Source organism: uncultured Planktomarina sp., assembly GCA_943788425.1.
Classification (GTDB): Bacteria; Pseudomonadota; Alphaproteobacteria; order Rhodobacterales; family Rhodobacteraceae; genus Planktomarina.
In genome coordinates this window covers 24611-47524 of the sequence record CALSQF010000011.1, presented here as the reverse complement: position 1 = coordinate 47524, position 22914 = coordinate 24611, and the positions used below count along the sequence as shown (strand labels likewise).

Sequence of the window (22914 nt, the reverse complement as noted above, 5' to 3'; positions counted from 1 at the left end):
GCGATCTTGGATTGATTATGAATGCCTGGCGACGAATAGGAGAGCGGAGCGAATGAAAGACTGTTGTGGACCGGGCTACTCAAGCCCGCAGGAGGCCATCAAAGCACCGCGTGAAAAGCTGCTCTATACCATTGCGATTTACACTGGCACGGGCATTCAAAAGCCCGACTATCTGGCAACGGTGGATGTTGATCCCGAAAGTCCGACCTATTCGCAGGTGATCCACCGCTTGGAAATGCCTGGCATTGGCGATGAGTTGCACCATATGGGTTGGAATGCCTGCTCGTCTTGTTTCAATGATGGCTCGATGTCGCGTACGTATTTGTTGATGCCTGGGGTGCGCTCGAACAACATCCATGTGGTCGATACGGCCAGTGACCCCCGCGCGCCGCGTTTGCACAAGGTGATTGACGGTGCGGAGATCAAGTCGAAAACGAACTTGTCAGGACCGCATACGGTGCATTGTTTAGGCTCTGAAATCATTATTTCCATGTTGGGCGATGCCAAAGGTGAAGCACCCGGTGGATATCTCCATCTGAACAAAGATTTTGAAATCGTCGGACGGTGGGAAAACTCCATGGGAGATATCAAGTTTGGATATGATTTTTGGTATCAGCCCCGCCATAACGTGATGGTGTCTTCTGAATGGGCCGCCCCAAATACTTTTATGCCAGGGTTTGATTTGGAAGAGGTTGGGCATTTGAAATATGGCCGCGAACTCCACTTCTGGGATTTTGAAAAGAAAGTCCCAATTGAAACCATTTATCTTGGCGAGGATGGGCTTTTGCCTTTGGAGGTTAAATTCCATCATGATCCTGACAGCACCCATGGGTTTTGCGGGGCGGCGCTCAGCTCAAATGTGATCCATTGGTGGCGCGATGAGGCTGGAAAATGGCAATGGGAGAAGATCATTGATGTGGCCAATGAGCCGCATCCGGAATGGCCCATTCCGGTGCCGGGAGTCATGTCAGCGATTTTGATCTCGATGGATGATAAATATCTATATCTCAACAATTGGTTACATGGCGATATGCGGCAATATGATATCTCAGATCCGCACAACCCGGTTTTGACAGGCCAAGTCTGGATGGGCGGCCTCTTGGGAAAAGCGCCGGAGGTTAATGGGGTGAAAATGGCTGGCGGGCCGCAGATGTTTCAACTGTCTCTCGATGGCCGACGTCTCTATGTCACCACCAGCTTGTTCAGCACCTGGGACAATCAATTTTATCCTGAAATTCGCGAGCAGGGCGGTGTGATGGTGCAGATTGATTGCGATCCGGAAAATGGTGGAATGACCTTAAACAAGAATTTTATTGTCGACTTTGGACAGGAACCCAATGGCCCGTCCCGTTGCCATGAAGCGCGCTACCCAGGCGGCGATTGCACGAGTGATATTTGGCTGTGATTGTGACCTTATCAAACCGCGATGGGGCGCAATATGTGGTGGATCCCCGCCGCCCCCTTTTAGACAGCCTGCGCGATCAGGGGGTAGATTTGCCCTATGGGTGCAAATATGGCGGCTGCATCACCTGTGCGGCAAAATTGACCGGAGGAGAGGTCGACCAGCGCCGACAAGTGGCGCTGAACAATCGGCAAATCAATCAGGGTTACGTGATTTTATGCGTCGCACGCCCCTTGTCTGACATTACGCTCGAAATTGGGGTGGAAAGCCATGACCGGCTGTATCGCAACCCATTTTTGGACCCGTTGCAATCTCATGAACTCAAGGCTGATATCGCCGTCCCAAAGGAGGTCTGACCATGGACCATACTCAACCCTATTCAGATAGCTATTTGCAGGGGATTCTAAAGTCGGTCAGAACTATCGCTATGGTTGGCGCCAGCCCTGATAAAACCAAGTTTAGCTATGGGGTTTTGCGGGTGTTGAATGAAACTGGCTACGACATGATCCCGGTCAATCCGCGCCCGGGCCTTGAGGAAATCCGAGGCTTGAAAGTCTACCCAAGCCTTGCGGCCATCGATCGTCCTGTGGATATGGTCGAAGTGTTTCGCCGTCCTGAAGACCTCATGGATGTTACAAATGAGGCCATCGCGATTGGCGCAAAAGTGCTTTGGGGACAAATCGGTGTGGTGGATCACGAAGCGGCCCTGCTGGCAGAAGAGGCTGGGATGCAGGTCGTCATGGACAGATGTCCAAAAATCGAGCTGTTCCGGCCATTCTGGAAACCAAAACTACACCTGACAATTTAAAGTGTAAAGCTGGCCGTGCACACAGTCTCGAGCGAGCCAGTCTGCCTCTGGAATTCCCTGTTAACAGCGAATTAACAGGGAAAAATGCGATTTTGGCAGGCATTCCCCAAATCGGGGTGGAATACAGACGTGGTTACAGTGGCTTACGGGTGATTTCCCTAAGAAAATTAACAGGGAAAATTATTTGCCGATCAGGGAATGTTTGTAAGCGAACAGGGAATGCACACTTGAGCCCTGTGGGCGATACCCAACAAGATTCTCGTTGTGGTATCCCCCCAGCAACTGAAAGCTCGGTTCAAGGGGCCGACGGGCTGACAAGTCTCAGTTTTTGAAACCTTCGAGGTTGGTGGGGCTTCTCAAGATCTGGAAAAACTTGAGCCCAGTCAGCATCAACCACATCACCAATATAAAGATCTCCCTTGCTGCCATAAGCGATTCTATGGGGCGAAAGGAATTGGCCTGGTTCTAGGCCCGGACCATTCTTTGAATCAAGGCGTGACAGAACATTACTCTGCTAGTCAAAGACACTCACAAAAGGACGAATATTTGGAAATTCGCTATTCACCTCCAAATACGAAGCCAACTCACCGACGAAGCAATCCGGACAACTGCCAGGAGAAATGGCCAAACCGCTCGGACGGTGCATATTGTTGATCGGTGTTTCAAATTGGCCGCCTTCATCGAATATCTGAATGCAAGAATTTTCCCGGTCAGCGACATAGATCCAGCCGTTAGCATTGCAGCAGATGTTGTGAGGAAGATTAAACTCTACAGGCCCCGTACCGGGCGTGCCTCAACTTTTAAGCAGCCTGCCGCTGGCGTCGAACTTGTGTATACACGCGTTCTGATAGCCGTCGGACACGAAAATATCGCCGGAAGGCGAGACTGCTGAATGGGTGCACTTGCAAAACGGCTTGCCACTCATGAAACCAGAGCTCACACCTGCCGTTCCAATTTCTAAAAGAAGCTTGCCTTCCCGACTGAACTTGCGAACCATATGGTCGAAATTATCCGTTAGATAGATACATTGGTCGGGCCCCCTGAATACACGGAGCAAAACACGAAAAATCGTACTGCTATAGAAATGATATGAATGTTGGCTGGGTCGGCAGGACTCGAACCTGCACTCTACTGTACCAAAAACAGGTGCATTACCATTATGCTACGACCCATCAGCGAGGCAGGGGATACGCCGGAAGCGCGGACGTTTCAAGCCCTGAAATAGCAAAAAATGCTTAAAGGGTTATTGTTGGTGATATTTCACAGATCGCTTTAAAATTTCCATGGGGCCAAACCTGCGCATGCAGGATGGACGTGGTTAGTGACATAATTAATTGAACACCTCCGAAAATTAGTAAAGATAATAAGGTATTTTCAAACTTGCGCGGATAAGAAGGATCTTCAGGCCGTACGGAGGCGACAGATGTGGCCAAATGCCGGGCTTGCCAGTCCGCGGCCACGCGGGCAGCCTCAATACGTTGAATCGCAGCTTGCACCATCATTTCGCGGTTTTGATAATCTTCTTCCGCGACGATCATCCGCGCATTTTTACTGGCCAGCAAATCTGCGCCACCGGTGGTTTGCGTCAATTCGGCTTGCTTGGCTTGAATGAGATCCTTGTTCATTCGAATGGAGGTCTTCAATGTATTGACCTTTGGGGTGTTTGGCCGAGCATTTTCTAGATGGATGACCAAGGATTTCGCTATCTGATCGATCTCTAGCTCCAGAGTCATAATTTGCTGTTTCACAGCGGCTATGGCGGTTTTTGAAAAAATGACTGCTAACTCTTGCTGCAACGTCACAAGGCGGTCCAGCGCTTAGCTGCAGGCGCTTCAAAGCTGGTCAAATAGCTTTGAACGCCCGTACTGAAGGTTGCGCCTATAGGTCTTTCCGCTCAACTTTTGTCAATTTACCGACCACCAGCGAAATACCAGCGGCGGCAAAAGAAAACAGCGCACCCATTTTCGCAGCGTCTTGAACGGGTCCGGCTTCGAAGGCCACCACCGCGATGAAAAGTGCCACTGTGAAGCCGATGGCCGCGATACAGCCGATGACAAATAGATCTATGATCCGCATGCCATCCGGCAGCCCTAGGCGGAAAACCCGCGCGCCGAGCCAGCCAAAGAGTAAAACACCGAAAGGTTTACCAATCAACAGACCGGCCAAAACTAGCCATGTTGCCGCGCCCATAGCGCCAAATTCAACACCAGCATTCAACAGCCCGAAAAAGAATAGCACCACTTCGACGGGGTGTTTCAGCAGATGTTCGCAGTGATTTAGAAGATCTGTCAGGTATTGCTCTGCTTCCGAGAAAATTCCGAATGCGCGATCTGCGTGAGGGATGGCTGGAACGATTGGCAAGAGACCAAGAGAGGGATGTAAGCCTGCGCGCATGAAGCCATACCAAGACAGGCCAGCGGCCATTAGATAGGGCCAAAAGCTGAGGTAGTTGCGCACCCAGGTCGAAGCTGGGCGCAGTTGCTTACCCACATCCAAAAGGCGCGGCAGCATGTTGAACACCAAATATACAGCTACAGCCGCGCCAACCGAGAGCATTAGCCAGATCGGAGCCAAGTCCCCTTGCGGATAGAACACTGCCAAAATTATTAGCCCAGCCGCATCATCAGCGATGGCCAGGAGTAGCAAAAAGCGCACCGCCGGGTGTCCCGCACCAAAGACCAACCGTCCCACCAAATAGGAAAACGCGATGTCTGTTGCCGTAGGTATGGCCCAGCCATTGGCCACGGCATTGTAGGTATCTGAGCCCATAAATGCGGCTAATACCAAATAAACTGAAACAGGGCCTAACATGCCGCCTAGCGTGGCGAACAGGGGCGTTGCCGCCTTCTTCCCACGCAACGAGCCATTCTTTAGGATTACAGCTTCCCAAACCTCCTTCGCCGCAATCGCAAAAAAGAAGGCCATGAGCATATCATTCACGAGATAGTGCAGGCTCAGAACTTTGAGACTGCCGGCGCCGCCAAACTCAGCGTAACCTGTGCCAAAGCTCTTGGCCCAATAGTTATAGTCTAAGCCGATATGATCATTGAACAAAAGTGGAAATTCTACAAAGTGATGGTAGCTGCTTGGATTTATGTTTGCCCAGATCAGTGCGATGAGAGCCCCGGAAATCAATAAGATTGAGTAGTTTGCGATAAAATTCCAAACACGGTACATAAATGAGCGCTCCACTGATTTTGTGTGATTGGAGATAGTTTACCCGATGCGGACGAGCAACCACAATGGAGAAGTTTTTTCGCAAATTGCGCAGTGCCGCCTGTGTGAAACGCGGTTTTCTCAAGGGGTTTCAGAGCATGAGCCGCGCCCGGTCGTATGGGCGGCGCCAGAGGCGAAAATACTGATCGCTGGCCAAGCGCCCGGCCTGCGTGTTCATCACTCTGGCCGACCATTCGATGACCGCTCGGGCCTGCGCCTGCGCCAATGGATGGGCCTGAGCGATGCGGAGTTTTATGATCAAAACCTATGCGCGATCTTGCCCATGGCATTTTGTTTTCCGGGCTATAACGCCGCTGGCCATGACCTTGCACCACCGGCCATTTGCGCCAAGACTTGGCGTGACTTGGCCTTGAAGGCACTTCCGCAAATTTCTTTGACCTTGCTGATCGGCAGCTATGCGCAGGCTTGGCATTTGCGCGACGGGCTGCGGGTGAATGATCGTTTGCGCAATTGGCGCGCATATGGTGAGAACAGCTTTGTCTTGCCGCATCCCTCATGGCGTAATACTGCATGGATTAAACGAAACCCTTGGTTTGAAACTGAGCTCATTCCGGCATTACGGGCGCGGATTGGCCAGATAAGAAAGATGGCCTATGACCCCTCTTGAACGCACGATTGTCATGCTCCAAGCCGCGCCGGAAGATCCCGCGCGCTTTTCCACGGTGCTTGAACGGCTCTGTGATGCAGAGGTATTTTTGGTGCTTGAGGCTGAAGCATCCGATAAAAATATCACGCCCAAAACTGTCGAGCGGGACGGGCAAAGCTATGTCGCGATCTTTGATACAGAATTGCATCTGGCAGAGGCGGTGGGTGGCGAGGCGGATTACTTGTCGGTGTCAGGCCGGGCTTTGGTGCAAATGCTCGTTGGGCAGGACAGCGGTATTGCGCTCAATCCTGGGTCTTCGGCCATTGGTTATTTGTTCGAACGCGACACGCTCGACTGGCTGGCGCGTTCTTTGGATGAGCGGCCTGATGAAATGGCGCAACAGATTTCTGAACTTACCGCGCCGCCCGCTTTACCGCCCAAGGCGCTCGAGGCGCTTTCGGTGAAACTTACTGCCGCGCAGGGCTTGGCAGAATTTGCCTGTTTGGTGCAAGCCCGCGATGGTGCTGGAGCCAAAAATCCACTCATTTGCTTTGTGGGCAACTTTCCTGCGGCCCAGGCTGATTTGGCGAAATTGATACAAGAATATTTGCAGTTTTCACAATTGGATGGGGCGCCTTGGGATGTGTCTTATCTGTTGCCGGACCATCCTATGGTCGCGCGATTTGTTAAAATCGGCTTGCGCTTTGATTTACCAATACCCGAGGCTGCGCCTGAACGCCCGGCGCCTGGCGGCACGCCTGGCCAGCCACCGACTTTGCGATAATTTGAAGGCGCTGGTGCGAAAAATGGAGGGGCTTAATACCCCGCCGTCCGATCGACCAAATGCAAAAATGGTGCGCCTTTTTCTCCACGCACAATGTTCTCGACCAAAACCTCAGCAGCCGTGACTGGGCGGGTGCCTGAAGCGATATGCGGTGTGACAGTGACATTTGGTAGCTGCCAATAGGGATGATCTTGCGGCAAGGGTTCCACGCGAAACACATCCAAACAGGCGGCTGAAATATGCCCCTGCTCAAGTGCTGACAAAAGGGCTGCATCATCAATCAACGGCCCGCGGCCGGGGTTTATGATTGTAGAGCCGCGCGGCATCTGCATGAGGGTTCGCGCATTGATCACATGTTCGGTCTCGGGGGTATCTGGCAAAAGCAAAATCAGAATTTCTGCGCTCTGCAAGGCGGCTTGAAGCCCGTCGGGTCCATGGTGGCACGTCAGACCATGAATTTGCTTTGGTCTGCGCGACCAGCCGCTTACGGGAAAATTAAGGGCGGTTAATGCGACAGCGCAGGCCTGGCCCAAAGCGCCCAAGCCCAGAATTGTGACAGGGCGATCGCGCGCCAAGGGTGGGTGGATTTCGCGCCAACTGCGATCTGGATTGATAATATGCTGATCAATCCCGAGGTGGTAACGCAGAGTATGGCCGACAACCCATTCCACCATGCCCTGACGCAGGCCACTGTCTACCATTCGGCACAGGGGTTGCGTCAGGCTTTTATTGCCGACAATTTTCTCGACGCCCGCCCAGAGGCTCAGTACCGCTTTGCAGCGGGTGTAGGGGGTGAAATCTTGTAGCGTGCTGCTAGGTGCATAGACCACATAATCTATATCAGCTGGCGGATAATCCGTTGTTACATCTGCCTGAATCCCCCGCTGCGCCAAACCCTGGCGCAACGGCGGCTCATAGAGTTCAAATTGCTCCGGAGGGGCGGCGAATAGGATATTTATCATTTGATTTTTGGCCTTGGACGGTGAACATGAGCGCTTTGCATCAAGCCAAAGCCGAGCAGCAAGGTGAGCATAGCAGAGCCACCGTAGCTGACCAATGGCAATGGTACACCTACGACGGGCGCAAGCCCCATGACCATGGCCATATTCACCGCAAAGAACAAAAAGAGGGTGATGCCAATGCCGAGGATCAATAGGGCCGAGAAGCGGTCTTTATTACTGAGGGCTGAGGTCACGCAGGCTAGAACCACCAATGTGTAAAGACCCAATAGCGTTATTGAGCCGATGAAACCGAATTCTTCGGATAGGGTGGTAAAGATGAAATCAGTGTGTTTTTCGGGCAAGAAATTGAGCCGAGATTGGGTACCTTGCATGAAACCACGCCCGGTCCAACCGCCTGAACCAAGCGCGATCTTTGCCTGGGTGATGTGATAGCCTGCGCCCAATGGATCCTGATCTGGATTGAGGAACGTGTCAATCCGACTGTATTGATAGTCTTTGAGCAATTGCCAGCCTGTGCTGCGGGATTGAAACACGGCTACCAAAAGGCCAATGCCGCTGCTGATGACTGTTGCGAAATAGGCCCAATGTACACCGGCTAAAAACATGATCGCGCCACCGCCCATGATCAAAAGCAATGAAGTGCCAAGATCGGGTTGTCTGAGAACTAAAAATACCGGGAATAAAACCATGAGTGCAGGCAGCAAGACCCAAAATGGCCGCGAAATCTGTTGTTGGGGCAACCAATCGTAATAGGCGGCCAGCACCAGAACCAAAGCAATTTTCATGACCTCTGAGGGTTGCAGGCGGATAACCCCAAGATCGATCCATCTTTGGGCTCCCATGCCGGTCGTGCCGACAAATTCCACGGCGATGAGCAATAGTATTGCGAGACAATAGGCGGGGAAAGACATGTTGCGCCAAAACCAAATCGGTACCATGGCAACCACAAAAAGCCCAAGCATGCCCAAGAAAAAACGTAGCATTTGGGGTTGTGCCCAGAGGTCTATTTGGCCACCTGCCACTGAGTAGAGCATGACAAACCCCACGCTAGAAATCGCAGTGAGTAAGATCAAAATTGGCCAGTTGAGCGCCAGGATTTTGCGAAACCCGACAGGAGCTGCGGCCAGATTATGCTCAAGATAGCTCACGTTTGTACCTGCCCTTTTTTGTCCAGCGTGCTCCAATCAAAGAGTTTTGGGGCTAACTCCTCTTGCTCTTCTCTGATTTGCGCTTGAAGGCCGGCGGGATAGTGGCTTGGTGCGGGCATTTCTCCCGTCAAAGCGAAAAGGGTAATATCGCGGGCGATTGGTGCGGCGGTAGAGCTGCCACCACCGCCGTGTTCTACGACAACGGCAACGGCAACTTTAGGGTTGTCATAGGGGGCATAGTCGACAAAGAGCGCGTGGTCGCGTTTTTCCCAAGGTAGATCCTCATTGCGGATCACCCCAGTCAACCGCTCCTCTGCCGTGATGCGCCGCACTTGGGCTGTGCCGGTCTTACCGGCCATTTGAAGATCGGGGCTGGCAATGCGCTTGCTGTAGGCCGTACCCTTTTTGGTGTTGGTTACTGCAAACATCGCCCGTTGCACGACCTTCAGATGCTCGGGGTCCACATCCAAGGGGGCGCCGGTTCCTAACGGCATGGCTGTTTCGTCGATTGACTGCACCAATTTGGGCAGCACAGCCCGCCCCGTTCCCAATCGTGCGGCCATGATCGCCAATTGCAGCGGAGAGGCCAAAACATACCCCTGACCGATAGAGGCATTGACCGTATCGCCGAGCAACCATGCTTTTCCGAAAGATTTTTGCTTCCACGATCGCGTTGGGGCCACGCCGCGACTGACGGCACTTAGCGGCAAATCGTGATATTCACCCAGGCCAAATCGGCGCGCCATAGCGGAAATTTTGTCGATGCCAACTTTTTGGCTTATAGAATAGAAAAACACGTCGCAGCTCTGTGCGATACTGTCTTCGACGTTCAAAGCGCCATGACCCCGCCGCTTCCAGCAATGAAAACGATTGTTAGAAATCTCGAAATGACCCGGGCAAAATACCGTATCATCTGGGCTCAACACACCGTCCTCCAAGGCCGCGAGGGCCGTAATCATTTTAAAGGTCGAGGCTGGCGCATAGGTGCCTTGCACCGCTTTGGCCCGAAGTGGACCAAAAATATCATCACGCAGAGCATTATAATTTTTGCTCGATATGCCGCGCACAAAGAGATTTGGATCAAAGCTCGGACTCGATGCCACAGCCAGAAGATCTCCGGTTGCGCAATCAATCACCACAGCAGAGGCGGACAGCCCATCCATCCGCGCCAAAGCATAGTTTTGGATCTTACTGTCGATGGTCAGCTTCACTGTGGCGCCTTGCTGCCCTTGGGCGCGTTCCAATTCGCGCATCACCCGTCCGACTGCATTCACCTCAATTCGTTGGTGTCCCGCAGAGCCGCGTAGCCTCTGCTCCATCTGTGCCTCAACCCCGGTTTTGCCAACCTGAAACCGCGGGATTTGTAGGAGCGGATCAGGATCCTTCGTGCGGGATAGATAATGATCGCTCACTGGGCCAACATATCCCACCACATGGGCCAAATTTTCTTTTTGCGGATAGATCCGAGACAATCCAACATCAGTTAAGAGCCCCGGTAGAGCCGGTGCATTGGCCGCCACGCGCGCGAAATCATTCCAGTTTAAATTCTCGGCGATGGTGACCGGCACAAAGGCGCTGCGGCGGGATAATTCTCTGCGGGCTTTTTCCAGATCGCTTGGGCTGATGGCAATGAGCTTTTGCAATTGCGTCAAGACCTGATCGACATCTTCGGTCTCTTCGCGCACCAGTAAAATCCGGTAGTTGGTTACATTGGCGGCAACGGACCGTCCATCGCGGTCAAACATGATGCCGCGCGCTGGTGGCAAGAGCCGCAAGTTTATACGATTTTCTTCGGCCAAAAGCCGGAACTTTTCGGCCTCCTTAACCTGTAGGAAACGCATGCGGGCACCCAGCGCCGTAACGACGCCAAGCTGTAAGGCGCCAACCAATAGGGCGCGCCGTGACAGTTTTTGGGCCGAGTTGATGATTTCATTGGGATTGTATTTCATCTTCTGGCCCTCGGCGCGCTTGGATGCATTTTTTGCGTCAGGGCAAAGCGAAGCATAGGGCGGAAGAGCCATTTACAGATCGGGTAGATCAAAATGCTCAGCAGTACTTGAACGATATATGGTTGCACGTCTGGAACTGGCAAAAATGTGAACATTAAGGCTAAATACTGAGTCAAAAAGCTCACCCCGATCACCAAGGAGATGATGAACCATTCATAAAGAAACAGAACTTCCTTGCGGCCGCGTGTCCGCATGCGCAGGAAAATAGCGGCGCAGAGCACGATCAATGTCCATAAGCCTGGCGGCCTTTGTAGAATGGCGTCAGCAAATAAAAAGGCCAGGGTGATGAGGATCGGACTCATGATATCGGGGCGGCGCATGATCCAGGCAAGGGTGATGGCGAGCGGCATATCTGCGGGGGCGAAGGGATAGGGCAGGCTTTGCAGCGGCAGAGTTTGCAACAAAACCACCAGCGCAACAATCGCGAGATAGGTCAGTTGCAGGCGAAGGATGCGCAGAGGGGGGTCTTGCATCATGGCTCCCCTCCTGGCTCAGACAGTTGCACCCCGATCAGATCACCGGCGGTTGAGATGGGCTCGCGTGGCTGATGGCGCACCACGCGTAGGAATTCCAGTCTTTGCATGTCAGCTGCCAATCGCACGCGCAGCCGTCCCGATTGGGTTTGGGTGACTTGGCCGACCAACAGGCCGGGCGGAAAGACCCCGCCATCCCCAGAGGTCACCACACGATCCCCCGGGCGGACGGTTTCGCGGTCCTCCAAGAATTCCAAAGGCGGGCGGCTGGTGTTATCGCCAACGATCATCGCACGTTGTCCGTTGGATTCGATTGAGACGGCAATGCGGCTCGAGGTGTCCGTGAGTAGGATCACCCGTGAAGTGCGCCCGCCCACGCCAGCGATACGGCCCACCAGGCCAATGCCATCAATGGCCGCCCATCCATCCACAATCCCATCGCGGCGCCCTACATTGAGCAGTACTGTTTGGCGGAACGGGCTGCCACTGTCGGCCAGAACCACACCCGTGATTTTGGTGAACTTTGGATCGAGTCGCACATTGTTCAGATCAAGGAGCCGCGCGTTTTCCTGTTCACGTTGAAGCGCTGCTTCTTTCCAGGCCTTCATCTGCTGCAATTCGCGCCGCAGCTCTTGGTTTTGCTGATAGATCCGCGTGTAACTGCGCGCTGAGCGCAGGATGTTGACTGCGGAGGTCACCGGGGCAGTGATGGTGGCGAAATTGGGAATAACGCGATCGGTGATTTCCATGCGCAGCCGCTCGACCCGTGGACTGTCAATGCGCCACAGCAAGAACAGCCCAAGCAGCATAACGACCAAAGCGCCCAGCATCAGCCGCGCAAGGGCTGTTGAATAGCGATCTGGCGTGTTACGATCCCGTGCCATAAGCTTCCCTAAGGGCTGCGCGGTTAATGTTTAACTGTCGTAGTCAATAACATGGGCGAGCTGTTTTTCATATTCCAAAGCCTTACCCGTGCCAAGCGCCACGCAGTTGAGGCTTTGTTCTGCCACCGAGACAGCCAGGCCGGTTTGTTCGCGCAGCGCGAGGTCCAATTCGCCCAACAAAGCGCCACCGCCGGTCAGCATGACGCCGCGGTCTACGATATCGGCAGCCAGATCTGGCGGGGTGGCCTCCAAGGCGGTCATGACCGCTTCGCAAATTTGCTGCACCGGTTCTGCCAGGGCTTCGGCCACTTGTGCCTGGCTGATTTCGGTTTCTTTGGGCACGCCATTGAGCAGGTCACGCCCGCGAATGGCTATGGCTACACCGCGCCCGTCGTCGGGCATGCGCGCTGTTCCAATTGTCGTTTTAATCCGCTCAGCTGTGGCTTCCCCGACCAAAAGGTTATGCTGGCGGCGCAGATAGCTGATAATCGCCTCATCCATCCGGTCACCACCGACGCGCGCCGAGCGCGCATAGACGATATCTGCCAAGGATAGAACCGCGACCTCTGTTGTCCCGCCGCCGATATCCACAACCATAGAGCCTGTCGGATCAGTGATGGGCATGCCTGCGCCAATGGCCGCCGCAATAGGCTCTGCAATCAAGCCGGCCCGGCGCGCCCCAGCAGAGAGGACCGATTGGCGAATGGCGCGTTTCTCCACCGGAGTGGCGCCATGTGGTACGCAGACGATGATTTTTGGCTTGGAAAAGGTGGTGCGCTTGTGAACCTTACGGATGAAATGCTTGATCATTTCTTCTGCGACGTCAAAATCCGCAATCACCCCGTCCCGCATTGGGCGGATGGCTTGAATGGAGCCGGGTGTCCGACCAAGCATGAGCTTGGCATCTTCGCCGAAGGCCAGCGCTTTTTTCTGACCATCCTTGACTTGATAGGCCACGACCGATGGTTCATTTAAAACGATACCCTTGCCGCGCACGTAGACCAGAGTATTGGCTGTGCCCAAATCAATCGCCATATCTGAAGAAAACAGACCACCAAGTCCAAACATTCGCAACGCCCCATCGGTATGAGTCTAAGCCGACGTAGACTTAGAATTTTCCCATCTATAAGGTTTAGGCGTGGCCTTTCCAAGGCCTTGTAAGGTGGTTTTCACCCGACACGCCGTCAATTTATCGAAATGGGCGGGGATCAGCCGGCGTCTTTGTAGGAAACCGATTTCAAGTCCTCCCCGGGCGCGGATTTTTCGCGCCGAACGATCAAGCGATTTAGGGCGTTGATATAGGCTTTGGCTGAGGCGACCACCGTATCGGTATCTGCCGATTGTCCGGTTGCGATCTTGCCCTCTTCCTCCATCCGTACGCTTACGGTGGCCTGCGCATCGGTCCCTTCGGTCACCGCATTCACTTGGTAAAGCTGCAAACGCGCCGCATGTGGGTAAAGCTCTTTGACCGCATTAAAGGTTGCATCGACCGGGCCGTCACCTGTGGCGGTAACACTGCGCACAACCCCATCAATGGATAACTCCAAGCTGGCCTCCTGCGGACCTTGGGTGCCGCAGACCACGCGTAAAGATTTGAGGTTGAGGTGATCGGATTGCTCGTCGGCGGTATCTGCCCGAACCAAGGCAAGAAGATCTTCGTCAAACACCTCCTTTTTGCGATCCGCCAGATCTTTGAAGCGCACAAAGACGTCGTTCAATTGATTGTCTGCCAAATCAATGCCCAGATCCTTGAGCTTGGAGCGCAGTGCGGCGCGGCCGGAGTGTTTGCCCATGACCAGGTTGGTTTCGCTCAATCCAACATCTTCAGGCCGCATGATCTCAAAAGTCTCGGCATTTTTCAGCATGCCATCTTGGTGAATCCCGCTCTCATGGGCAAAGGCATTTTTTCCGACGATTGCTTTATTAAACTGCACCGCAAAGCCTGACACCGTGGCCACGCGACGGCTAATGGCCATTATTTTTGTACTGTCGATCTGTGTGCGGTAGGGCATGATGTCATTGCGTACTTTCATGGCCATCACGACCTCCTCGAGGGCGGTATTGCCCGCGCGCTCTCCCAAGCCATTGATGGTGCATTCAATTTGTCGTGCGCCAGCGTCCACAGCGGCCAAGGAATTGGCGGTGGCCATGCCAAGATCATTGTGGCAATGGGTGGCAAAAATCACCTCTGTGGCACCGGGCACGTCTTTGATTAAACGCCTGATCAGCTCTGCGCTTTCGCGCGGCGCCGTATAGCCAACCGTATCAGGAATGTTGATCGTGCTCGCGCCGGCTTTTATGGCGATTTCAATCGTGCGGCAAAGGTAGTCATATTCTGTTCGAGTGGCATCCATTGGCGACCATTGCACATTGTCGCATAGATTGCGCGCATGTGTGACGGTTTCGTGAATGCGCTCGGCCATTTCATCTTGGGTCAGGTTGGGAATGGCACGGTGCAGGGGCGATGTGCCGATAAATGTATGAATGCGGGGCTGAGCCGCATGGCGCACCGCTTCGGCACAGCGATCAATATCTTTGAAATTGGCACGAGCAAGGCCGCAGATCATAGCGTTTTTGCTGCGTTTGGCGATGTCGCTGACTGCCTTGAAGTCCCCTTCCGAGGCGATAGGGAATCCGGCCTCAATGATGTCCACGCCCATATCGTCAAGCATTTCTGCCAATTCGAGCTTTTCGGAATGAGTCATGGTTGCGCCAGGGCTTTGCTCACCGTCACGCAAAGTGGTATCGAAAATATATACACGATCTTGGGTCATAGGACTGTTCTTCTGCTAGGGTCATGGAAAGGTTCGGCGCTGGGCTTAGGCGAGCGTCCCGCGCCGCAAAGCACGCTCAGCCGAGGCTAAGTGTTAGAAGGAGGAGTTGCTCAGTCAAATGTTCCATGGCCATAGGTATAGCTGTGATTTCCCAAATGGGAAGTGAAAAATAGGACAAACTCCGTTGCACGCAAGCAATTTTTGGCAAAATGCGGCTATTCAGTGGCCGTTTTGGTGATGGGCCCTATCTCGGAACCATGAAACGGATTTTGATCATCGGAGCCTCGGGCGCTATTGGAACTGCTCTGGCAGAGACCTACCGCAGCCAGGGTTGGCAGTGCGCGGGCCTGTCTCGCAAAGAGCATGGGTTAGATTTAACACAAGAGCACAGTATCGCCCCCGCAATAGCGACTCTAAAGGGGCCCTTCGACACGATCATCATTGCTACGGGGGCGTTGACGCTGGACGGGGTTGGACCGGAAAAGACCATTAAGGCTGTGACGGCGCAAACCATGGCGGCCCAGATGCAGGTCAACGCCATTGGTCCAGCGCTCATTCTAGGGCAGATTGGGCCTTTGCTGCCGCGTGATTGCCCTGCACGGATCGCGGTTCTTTCTGCGCGGGTAGGGTCGATTGGTGACAACCGGCTGGGGGGCTGGATATCCTATAGAGCGGCCAAGGCTGCCCTAAATCAAATTTTGCGCACCTCTGCGATTGAGTTGGCCCGCAGTCACCCACAGCTATCATGTTTTGCACTGCATCCTGGCACTGTCGACACGCCGTTAACCCGGCCCTTTTCAGCCAAATATGACGCTCGCCCCGCGCCAGAGGCTGCCGCAAGATTGCATGAGGTTATTGAAGCGCGCGGGGCCCATGAGACCGGGCAATTTTTCGATCAGAACGGATCTATGGTCCCATGGTGAACAGCCACCCACGTCATTCGGAGGGGCCAGCCGCTCCGCCGGGCGCAGGTGCCGTGTCTTCGGCTGGCTGCAAAACTCCGTTGTCCCAAGTGCCTCTCTCCACGCCGCCTGTGGCATAGCGCATCGTGCCCGTACCCTGGCGGCGACCATCGACAAAGCTTCCCGTGTAGACGTCCCCATTGGCATAGGTGGCGGTGCCAAAGCCGTGGATTTCGCCGTCGAGCCACTCGCCTGTATAGCTAAAGCCATCCTTCATTTTGATGTAGCCGTCACCGGAGCGTTGCCCCTCGACAAACCCGCCGACATAGGTCGTACCGTCGCGGTATCGCGCTTGCCCGGCACCGTGGCGCTTGCCATCTTTCCAGTTACCTTCGTAGCGATAACTGTCGGAAAACGTCATAATGCCATAGCCATGGTTTTGCGCATTTTTAAAGCTGCCTTCATAGACCAACCCATTGGGGTAGGTTGCTTTTCCGGCCCCTTCAATGACCCCGGCTTTCCAATTTCCCTCATATGTCGAGCCATCTGGATATGTTATTTTGCCCACACCTTCCGGTAGATCATTCAAAAAGGCGCCAATATAGATCGACCCATCCGGGTAGCGCACTTCACCGCGCCCTGAAATTTTACCATTCTGCCAGCTGCCAGAGTAACGATACCCATCTGCGGCGAGAAAAGTGCCATTGCCGTGGCGGCGGTCTTTGTGGAATTGACCTTCGTAAACATCGCCATTGGCATAGACAAACTTGCCACGTCCTTCGCGCTTACCATCTTGCAAAATCCCAGTAAAAACATCGCCGTTGGCATGAGTGAGGGTGCTCTCCCCATTGATTTTACCTTTGGTCCAATTGCCCTCATAGATCACTCCATCGGGCATGGTTAGAATGCCAGCTCCAGAGCGCTCGCCAGCCTCAATGGATCCTTGGTAGACCGCCCCATCCGAATAGATAATGGTGCCGGTGCCCTGTTTTTCCCCGTCAACCCAATTGCCCTCATAGCGATATCCGCTGTCAGAGGTGAGAATACCCTGGCCGTGGTGTTTGGTATCGCGAAACTGCCCTTCATAGCGCAGGCCGTTCGCATAAACCGCCACGCCTTCTCCGTCGATTTTGCCGGCCACCCAGCTGCCTTCATAGGTTCCACCGTCTGCATAGGTTACGCGGCCGTCTCCATGAGGCTTCCCGTTCGAAAATGCACCTATGTAGACCGACCCATCAGGAAAGATTGCCTCACCTTGGCCAGAAATTTCACCATTTTCCCAATTGCCGGTATATTTATATCCGGACGGTAGGGTGTAGGTGCCTTGGCCGTGTTGGCGACCGTTTTTGAACGTGCCCTCATAATAGCCACCGTCTTCATATTGTTTCGACTGGATTGTGGCAGTTTGCGCCTGGGCTAGGCCGCTCAATAGCAAGGTCGCTGTGACCAATAGGAGATGTGCGATCTTCTTATTCATTGAAGTTTTAACCTCTTGGGCAATGGCTCAGCGTCGGACTGACTCTATTTTTATTCATCTCAGACTAGTAAACCTCATCCGTGAGGGCAATGTCTTTCCACATTTCCCTTTCGATTGGGCTTTTGCTTCGGCGGATGTCTGATAGATAAGACATGGGTTTGACAGGATTGAGCAGGTAGATGACACAGAGATTTAGGTTAACCATGGCGCAGCTCAACGCAACAGTGGGTGATCTTGCTGGCAATGCGGCGCAAGCGCTTGAGGCTTGGAAAGTGGCCAAACGCGCGGGCGCTGATATGGTTATGTTGCCAGAGATGTTTGTCACCGGCTATCAAGTGCAAGATCTGGTGCTTAAACCAGCGTTTACCCGCGATACGATAGCGCAAATTCAGGGCCTGGCCCAATCTTGTGTTGAGGGGCCGGCCATGGGGATCGGTGGGCCGTTTCGTGATCAGACCGGTCTTTATAATGCATATTATATTCTTGCTGGCGGCCGTATCCAAACTGTAATTAAAAAGCATATTTTGCCAAATGATGATGTGTTCGACGAAAAACGCCTCTATCAATCGGCGGATGTCTCTGGGCCTTACCGGGTAGGCAACCTGCGGATTGGTACGCCGATTTGCGAAGATGCCTGGCATGCGGATGTACCCGAGGCCTTGGCCGAATCTGGTGCAGAAGTGCTTTTTGTGCCGAACGGTTCGCCCTTCGCGCGGGGCAAAATGGATGTGCGCATGGCGCATATGGTCGCGCGGGTGGTCGAAACCGGGCTGCCATTGGTCTATGTGAATATGGTTGGTGGCCAGGATGATCAGGTCTTTGATGGCGGATCATTCGTACTCAATCCCGGTGGTGCTTTGGCTCTGTCTTTGCCGTTGTTTGAAGATTGCATTGCGCATGTGGATTTTGAGCTGACCGATCAAGGCTGGCAGGCCGGCACAGGCACTCTGGCCCATTGGCCGGATGCTTTTGAACAAGACTACTATGCGATGGTTCTGTCTTTGCGCGATTATATGCGCAAAACCGGTTTTTCATCGGCGGTCTTGGGGCTGTCGGGTGGGATCGATTCTGCCATTGTTGCCACAATTGCTGCTGATGCGCTGGGGCCGCAGAATGTGCATTGCGTCATGTTGCCCTCGCAATTCACAAGCCAAGCATCGCTTCAGGACGCTGTCTCGGTGGCGCAAGCGCTGGGCGCGCCCTTGCAAACCTTGCCCATCACCGGGCCGCAGGCGGCGATCACTGAGAGTTTGGCGCCGATTTTTGCCGGCCGGCCTGCGGATACAACGGAGGAGAATCTCCAGTCTCGCTTGCGCGGCCTGTTGTTGATGTCCCTGTCCAACAAGTTGGGGCATATGCTGTTGACAACGGGCAATAAGTCAGAAGTGGCGGTTGGCTATGCGACGATCTATGGGGATATGGCGGGAGGATATAATCCGATTAAGGATCTGTATAAAACGCGGGTGTTTGACATCTGCCGCTGGCGCAATGCGCATCACCGTGACTGGATGAGGGGACCGGACGGCGTGGTTATTGATCCCCGCATTATCGACAAGGCTCCCAGCGCAGAGTTGCGCGCTGATCAAAAAGACGAAGACAGCCTGCCACCCTATCCGGTGCTTGACGGTATCTTGCAGATGTTGGTGGATGATGAGGCCTCAGTGGCCGATTGCGTGGCGGTCGGTTTTGAGCGCAAAACAGTCAAGAAAATCGAGCATTTGATCTATGTGAGCGAGTATAAGCGCTTCCAATCTGCGCCGGGGACGCGCCTATCTCCGCGGGCCTTTTGGTTGGATCGGCGCTATCCCATAGCCAATCGCTGGCGCGATCACAGCACATAGGGTCGCGCGGCCATATCTGGACATCTCCTGCGCCCTATGTGTAAAGACAGCGCAACAGGAGAACCCTATGACAACCACTCGTTTTGCCCCTTCGCCCACGGGCTACCTTCACATCGGCAATCTGCGCACTGCGCTGTTTAACTATCTTATCGCGCGTCAGGCGGGTGGAGAGTTTATTCTGCGGATTGATGACACAGATCCAGAGCGCTCTAAGGCGGAATATGTTGAGGCGATAAAGCGCGATCTGGACTGGCTGGGACTGCATTGGGATCGCATTGAGCGTCAATCTGCCCGGTTTGACCGCTATGCAGAAGTGGCCGATCAGCTGCGCGACCAAGGGCTGTTTTACGAGTGTTTTGAAACGCCTGTCGAATTAGACCTAAAACGTAAAAAACAATTGAATATGGGCAAGCCCCCGGTTTATGACCGCTCGGCATTGGCGCTTTCAGAGGCAGAGCGCACGGCGCTGCGTGCAGAACGCATGGGTCACTGGCGCTTTAAGCTTGAGCAATCACGAATTGAATGGAGCGATGGGATCCTTGGAGATCTGTCGATTGATGCCGCCTCAGTGAGCGATCCGGTGCTGATCCGCGGTGATGGGCAGGTGCTCTACACGCTGGCCTCCATCTGCGATGATGCGGATATGGGCGTGACCCATGTGGTCCGTGGGTCAGACCATGTGACCAATACCGCGACACAAATCCAGATGATCCAAGCTATTGGCGGATCAGTGCCGAATTTTGCCCACCATTCGTTGTTGACTGGTCCCAAAGGGGAGGGCCTGTCCAAGCGGCTGGGTTCATTGGCTTTGCGAGACATGCGGGCGGCAGGCGTGCAACCGATGGCGCTGTTGAGCCATTTGGCGCGTCTGGGATCGTCCGATCCGGTTGAGCTGCGGGACTCCATGGAGGAGATCATCGCAGGTTTTGAGCTGACGAAATTTGGCTCTACTCCAACGAAATTTGACGAAGCTGATTTGGTGCCGCTGACTGCAAAATATTTGCAGGGGCTTGAGTTGGAGGCCGTTGCTGCAGATGTGGCGGCTATTGGCGTTCCGGTTGAAATCGCTGAGGACTTCTGGCACGTCACACGCGGCAATATATCGACCCTGCATGATCTCGCAGGCTGGTGGGATTTGATCCAAAATGGCGCCACCCCGGTGATTGATGTGGAAGATAGGAATTTTGTAGCCCAGGCTCTATCTATGCTGCCTGCCGGCCCTTACGATTCCGGCACTTGGGGCGCTTGGACATCGGCGGTCAAAGAGGCCACTGGACGCAAGGGCAAAGCTCTGTTTATGCCGCTGCGAAAAGCCTTGACGGGCCAGTCTCATGGCCCGGATATGGGCGCTCTTTTGCCGCTGTTGCAACAAATTTCGCGGCAGTAGACCTTAAAGGATTGGCATGAATTGCCCATGCCCAAGCCGCCCTTGAGACCGGGGCTCCATGAAAAGGGCCAATCTAAGTAATGCGGAATAAACCCTCGGTTTAGATTGGCCCTAAATCATATTATTGTGCTTGCAAATCAGTCGCAGCTTCACGGCCGTTGCGGCCGGTTTCGACTTCAAAGCTTACTTTTTGGTTGTCATTCAGACCGTCCAAACCCGCGCGTTGTACAGCTGTGATGTGTACAAACACATCTTCGCCGCCATTGTCCGGTGCAATAAAGCCATAACCTTTGTCTGCGTTAAACCATTTTACGGTGCCAGTAGCCATCCCGTGTACTCCATTTTACATTACTGCCCACGTTATTGCGGCAGGTCGGCGTCAGTCATTTCATGTCGAGGACTGTGGCCTTGTAAGCAAAACAGTTGGTCGAAATGCGGTAACGGTCGCAAGGGCCATATGGCCGTTTCGAATTTTTTTTGCAAGCCAGAAGACGCGCAGAGGGGGAAGACCCTCGTGCCGGCGCGCAACGCGCCTTAACGAGAGACAGGGATACGCTTTTAATACGGACTGGCTTAACGCGCGAATTTCTTATGCTTGATGCGCGTGGGTTGCAGGGCATCGACACCGAGGCGGCGTTTTTTGTCCTCCTCGTAGTCTTCGAAATTGCCCTCAAACCATTCTACATGCGCGTCGCCCTCAAAGGCGAGGATATGGGTGCAGATCCGGTCAAGGAAAAAGCGGTCGTGTGAGATGACCACAGCGCAGCCGGCAAAATCAACCAGAGCATCTTCCAGCGCCCGTAGGGTCTCCACGTCCAGATCATTGGTCGGCTCATCGAGCAGCAAGACATTGCCACCTGCACGCAGCAATCGCGCCATATGGACCCGGTTGCGTTCTCCGCCAGACAATAAGCTGACTTTTTTCTGCTGAGTCGCGCCTTTGAAGTTAAACGCTGAGCAATAGGCCCGCCCGTTGACCTCCACATCTCCCAGTTGCACTACATCAAGACCGTCTGCAATAGCCTCCCAAACATTGGCATTGGGATCCAAATCATCGCGAGATTGATCAACATAGGACAATTGCACTGTATCCCCGTATTCAACCGCGCCTTCATCGGGCTGTTCTTGCCCGGTAAGCATTTTGAACAGGGTGGTCTTGCCCGCGCCATTGGGGCCGATCACCCCAACGATGCCACCGGGTGGCAGTGAAAACGAGAGATCTTCTACCAACAACTTGTCGCCCATGGCTTTTTTAAGCCCTGAGACTTCAATGACCTTTGAACCCAGCCGTGGTCCATTTGGGATGATAATTTGGGCACGTCCCACTTTTTCACGCTCGGATTGATTGGCCATATCATTATAGGCGGCAATACGGGCTTTCGATTTGGCCTGCCGGGCCTTTTGACCCTGCCGCATCCATTCCAATTCACGTTCCAGCGTTTTTTGTTTGGACTTATCCTCACGGGACTCTTGGGCCAAGCGCTTTGCCTTTTGTTCGAGCCAAGAGGAGTAATTGCCTTCATACGGCACGCCTTGCCCACGATCGATCTCGAGGATCCAGCCGGTAATATCATCGAGAAAATAGCGGTCGTGAGTGACCACTAGGATTGTACCGGAGTAGTCAATCAGGTGCTTTTGTAGCCAAGCAATGGTTTCGGCATCCAGGTGGTTGGTTGGCTCATCAAGCAGCAACATATCAGGCTGCTCAAGCAACAGCCGGCACAGCGCCACGCGGCGCGCTTCACCGCCCGAAAGATTTTCGGGCATCGCATCGTCTGGTGGACAGCGCAGTGCCTCCATACTGACGTCAATTTGGGCATCTAAATCCCAAAGATTATTAGCATCAATCTCGTCTTGCAGCTGCGCCATTTCATCGGCGGTCTCGTCGGAGTAATTCATCGCCAGATCATTATAGCGATCCAGGATGTCTTTTTTGGCCTTCACCCCCAGCATGATATTTTCGCGGACGGTCAGGCCTTCTTCCAGTTTCGGCTCCTGTGGCAGGTAGCCAACTTTCGCGCCTTCCGCCGCCCAGGCTTCGCCAGAGAAATCCGTATCTAAGCCGGCCATAATTTTGAGCAGGGTTGATTTCCCGGCGCCGTTTACCCCAACCACACCGATTTTCACTCCGGGAAGGAACGATAGTCGAATGTTTTCGAAGCATTTTTTTCCACCAGGATAAGTTTTTGAAACGCCATCCATGTGGTATACATATTGATATGCGGCCATCTGTGCCCCCG

General features: G+C 53.7%; 20 protein-coding genes and 1 tRNA gene. 8 read left to right on the top strand and 13 right to left on the bottom strand.

Features of this window, described 5'->3' with window-relative positions; translation table 11 throughout:
• The first annotated feature begins 52 nt into the window (after positions 1-52).
• Genes ABLW18_RS10305 through ABLW18_RS10295 form a run of 3 tightly spaced genes read left to right on the top strand, consistent with a single transcriptional unit; the run spans position 53 to position 2210 of the window.
• Positions 53-1405, top strand: coding sequence for a selenium-binding family protein (locus tag ABLW18_RS10305; RefSeq protein WP_347824724.1), 1353 nt, complete (start codon positions 53-55; stop codon positions 1403-1405).
• A gap of 2 nt (positions 1406-1407) precedes the next feature.
• Entirely contained in the window at positions 1408-1758 is a 351-nt protein-coding gene (locus ABLW18_RS10300; RefSeq protein WP_347824723.1) for a 2Fe-2S iron-sulfur cluster-binding protein, read from the top strand.
• A 2-nt stretch (positions 1759-1760) separates the two neighbouring features.
• Complete coding sequence (locus tag ABLW18_RS10295) at positions 1761-2210, top strand: CoA-binding protein (protein WP_347824722.1); 450 nt, start codon at positions 1761-1763, stop codon at positions 2208-2210.
• 1097 nt (positions 2211-3307) lie between these two features.
• Here the strand turns inward: ABLW18_RS10295 and ABLW18_RS10290 are convergent.
• From ABLW18_RS10290 to ABLW18_RS10280, 3 genes are all read right to left on the bottom strand, one after another.
• Positions 3308-3382: transfer RNA gene (locus tag ABLW18_RS10290), tRNA-Gln, on the bottom strand.
• A 63-nt stretch (positions 3383-3445) separates the two neighbouring features.
• Positions 3446-3943, bottom strand: a complete 498-nt coding sequence (locus ABLW18_RS10285; RefSeq protein ID WP_347824721.1) for a hypothetical protein — start codon at positions 3941-3943, stop codon at positions 3446-3448.
• A 145-nt stretch (positions 3944-4088) separates the two neighbouring features.
• On the bottom strand, positions 4089-5387 hold the full coding sequence (locus ABLW18_RS10280) for a Na+/H+ antiporter NhaA (RefSeq protein ID WP_347824720.1): 1299 nt from the start codon (positions 5385-5387) through the stop codon (positions 4089-4091).
• A 46-nt stretch (positions 5388-5433) separates the two neighbouring features.
• Here ABLW18_RS10280 and ABLW18_RS10275 point away from each other — a divergent pair, with 46 nt between their 5' ends.
• The gene (locus tag ABLW18_RS10275) at positions 5434-6054 is read left to right on the top strand and encodes a uracil-DNA glycosylase family protein (protein ID WP_347824719.1); all 621 of its coding nucleotides are present in this window, start codon (positions 5434-5436) and stop codon (positions 6052-6054) included.
• Positions 6041-6817: an SseB family protein gene (locus ABLW18_RS10270; protein WP_347824718.1), complete on the top strand. Its 777-nt coding sequence runs from the start codon at positions 6041-6043 to the stop codon at positions 6815-6817. Before ABLW18_RS10275 ends, ABLW18_RS10270 begins: the two co-directional genes overlap by 14 nt.
• A gap of 32 nt (positions 6818-6849) precedes the next feature.
• Here the strand turns inward: ABLW18_RS10270 and ABLW18_RS10265 are convergent, their stop codons facing one another.
• From ABLW18_RS10265 to ABLW18_RS10235, 7 genes are all read right to left on the bottom strand, one after another.
• On the bottom strand, positions 6850-7779 hold the full coding sequence (locus ABLW18_RS10265) for a glyoxylate/hydroxypyruvate reductase A (RefSeq protein WP_347824717.1): 930 nt from the start codon (positions 7777-7779) through the stop codon (positions 6850-6852).
• Positions 7776-8927 (bottom strand): rod shape-determining protein RodA, encoded by a 1152-nt coding sequence (gene rodA, locus ABLW18_RS10260; RefSeq protein ID WP_347824716.1) that lies wholly within the window; start codon positions 8925-8927, stop codon positions 7776-7778. The genes ABLW18_RS10265 and rodA overlap by 4 nt, the downstream gene beginning before the upstream one ends.
• Positions 8924-10876, bottom strand: coding sequence for a penicillin-binding protein 2 (gene mrdA, locus ABLW18_RS10255; RefSeq protein ID WP_347824715.1), 1953 nt, complete (start codon positions 10874-10876; stop codon positions 8924-8926). The genes rodA and mrdA overlap by 4 nt, the downstream gene beginning before the upstream one ends.
• The gene (locus tag ABLW18_RS10250; RefSeq protein ID WP_347824714.1) at positions 10873-11412 is read right to left on the bottom strand and encodes a hypothetical protein; all 540 of its coding nucleotides are present in this window, start codon (positions 11410-11412) and stop codon (positions 10873-10875) included. The genes mrdA and ABLW18_RS10250 overlap by 4 nt, the downstream gene beginning before the upstream one ends.
• Positions 11409-12293, bottom strand: coding sequence for a rod shape-determining protein MreC (mreC, locus tag ABLW18_RS10245; protein ID WP_347824713.1), 885 nt, complete (start codon positions 12291-12293; stop codon positions 11409-11411). The genes ABLW18_RS10250 and mreC overlap by 4 nt, the downstream gene beginning before the upstream one ends.
• A 30-nt stretch (positions 12294-12323) precedes the next feature.
• Entirely contained in the window at positions 12324-13361 is a 1038-nt protein-coding gene (locus tag ABLW18_RS10240) for a rod shape-determining protein (RefSeq protein WP_347824712.1), read from the bottom strand.
• A 140-nt stretch (positions 13362-13501) separates the two neighbouring features.
• Positions 13502-15067, bottom strand: a complete 1566-nt coding sequence (locus tag ABLW18_RS10235; RefSeq protein ID WP_347824711.1) for a 2-isopropylmalate synthase — start codon at positions 15065-15067, stop codon at positions 13502-13504.
• A gap of 209 nt (positions 15068-15276) precedes the next feature.
• Here ABLW18_RS10235 and ABLW18_RS10230 point away from each other — a divergent pair, with 209 nt between their 5' ends.
• Positions 15277-15990, top strand: coding sequence for an SDR family NAD(P)-dependent oxidoreductase (locus ABLW18_RS10230; RefSeq protein ID WP_347824710.1), 714 nt, complete (start codon positions 15277-15279; stop codon positions 15988-15990).
• A 13-nt stretch (positions 15991-16003) separates the two neighbouring features.
• Here ABLW18_RS10230 and ABLW18_RS10225 read toward each other — a convergent pair whose 3' ends face one another.
• Complete coding sequence (locus tag ABLW18_RS10225; protein ID WP_347824709.1) at positions 16004-17446, bottom strand: 2-isopropylmalate synthase; 1443 nt, start codon at positions 17444-17446, stop codon at positions 16004-16006.
• Positions 17447-17625: 179 nt separating this feature from the next.
• Between ABLW18_RS10225 and ABLW18_RS10220 the strand changes: the two genes are divergently transcribed.
• Together ABLW18_RS10220 and gltX are read left to right on the top strand one after the other, a co-directional pair.
• Positions 17626-19287 (top strand): NAD+ synthase, encoded by a 1662-nt coding sequence (locus ABLW18_RS10220; protein ID WP_347824708.1) that lies wholly within the window; start codon positions 17626-17628, stop codon positions 19285-19287.
• A 67-nt stretch (positions 19288-19354) separates the two neighbouring features.
• Positions 19355-20674, top strand: coding sequence for a glutamate--tRNA ligase (gene gltX, locus ABLW18_RS10215; RefSeq protein ID WP_347824707.1), 1320 nt, complete (start codon positions 19355-19357; stop codon positions 20672-20674).
• A gap of 121 nt (positions 20675-20795) precedes the next feature.
• Here gltX and ABLW18_RS10210 read toward each other — a convergent pair whose 3' ends face one another.
• The gene (locus ABLW18_RS10210; protein ID WP_044050638.1) at positions 20796-21002 is read right to left on the bottom strand and encodes a cold-shock protein; all 207 of its coding nucleotides are present in this window, start codon (positions 21000-21002) and stop codon (positions 20796-20798) included.
• 245 nt (positions 21003-21247) lie between these two features.
• Positions 21248-22903, bottom strand: coding sequence for an energy-dependent translational throttle protein EttA (gene ettA, locus ABLW18_RS10205; protein WP_347824706.1), 1656 nt, complete (start codon positions 22901-22903; stop codon positions 21248-21250).
• Positions 22904-22914 lie beyond the last annotated feature (11 nt).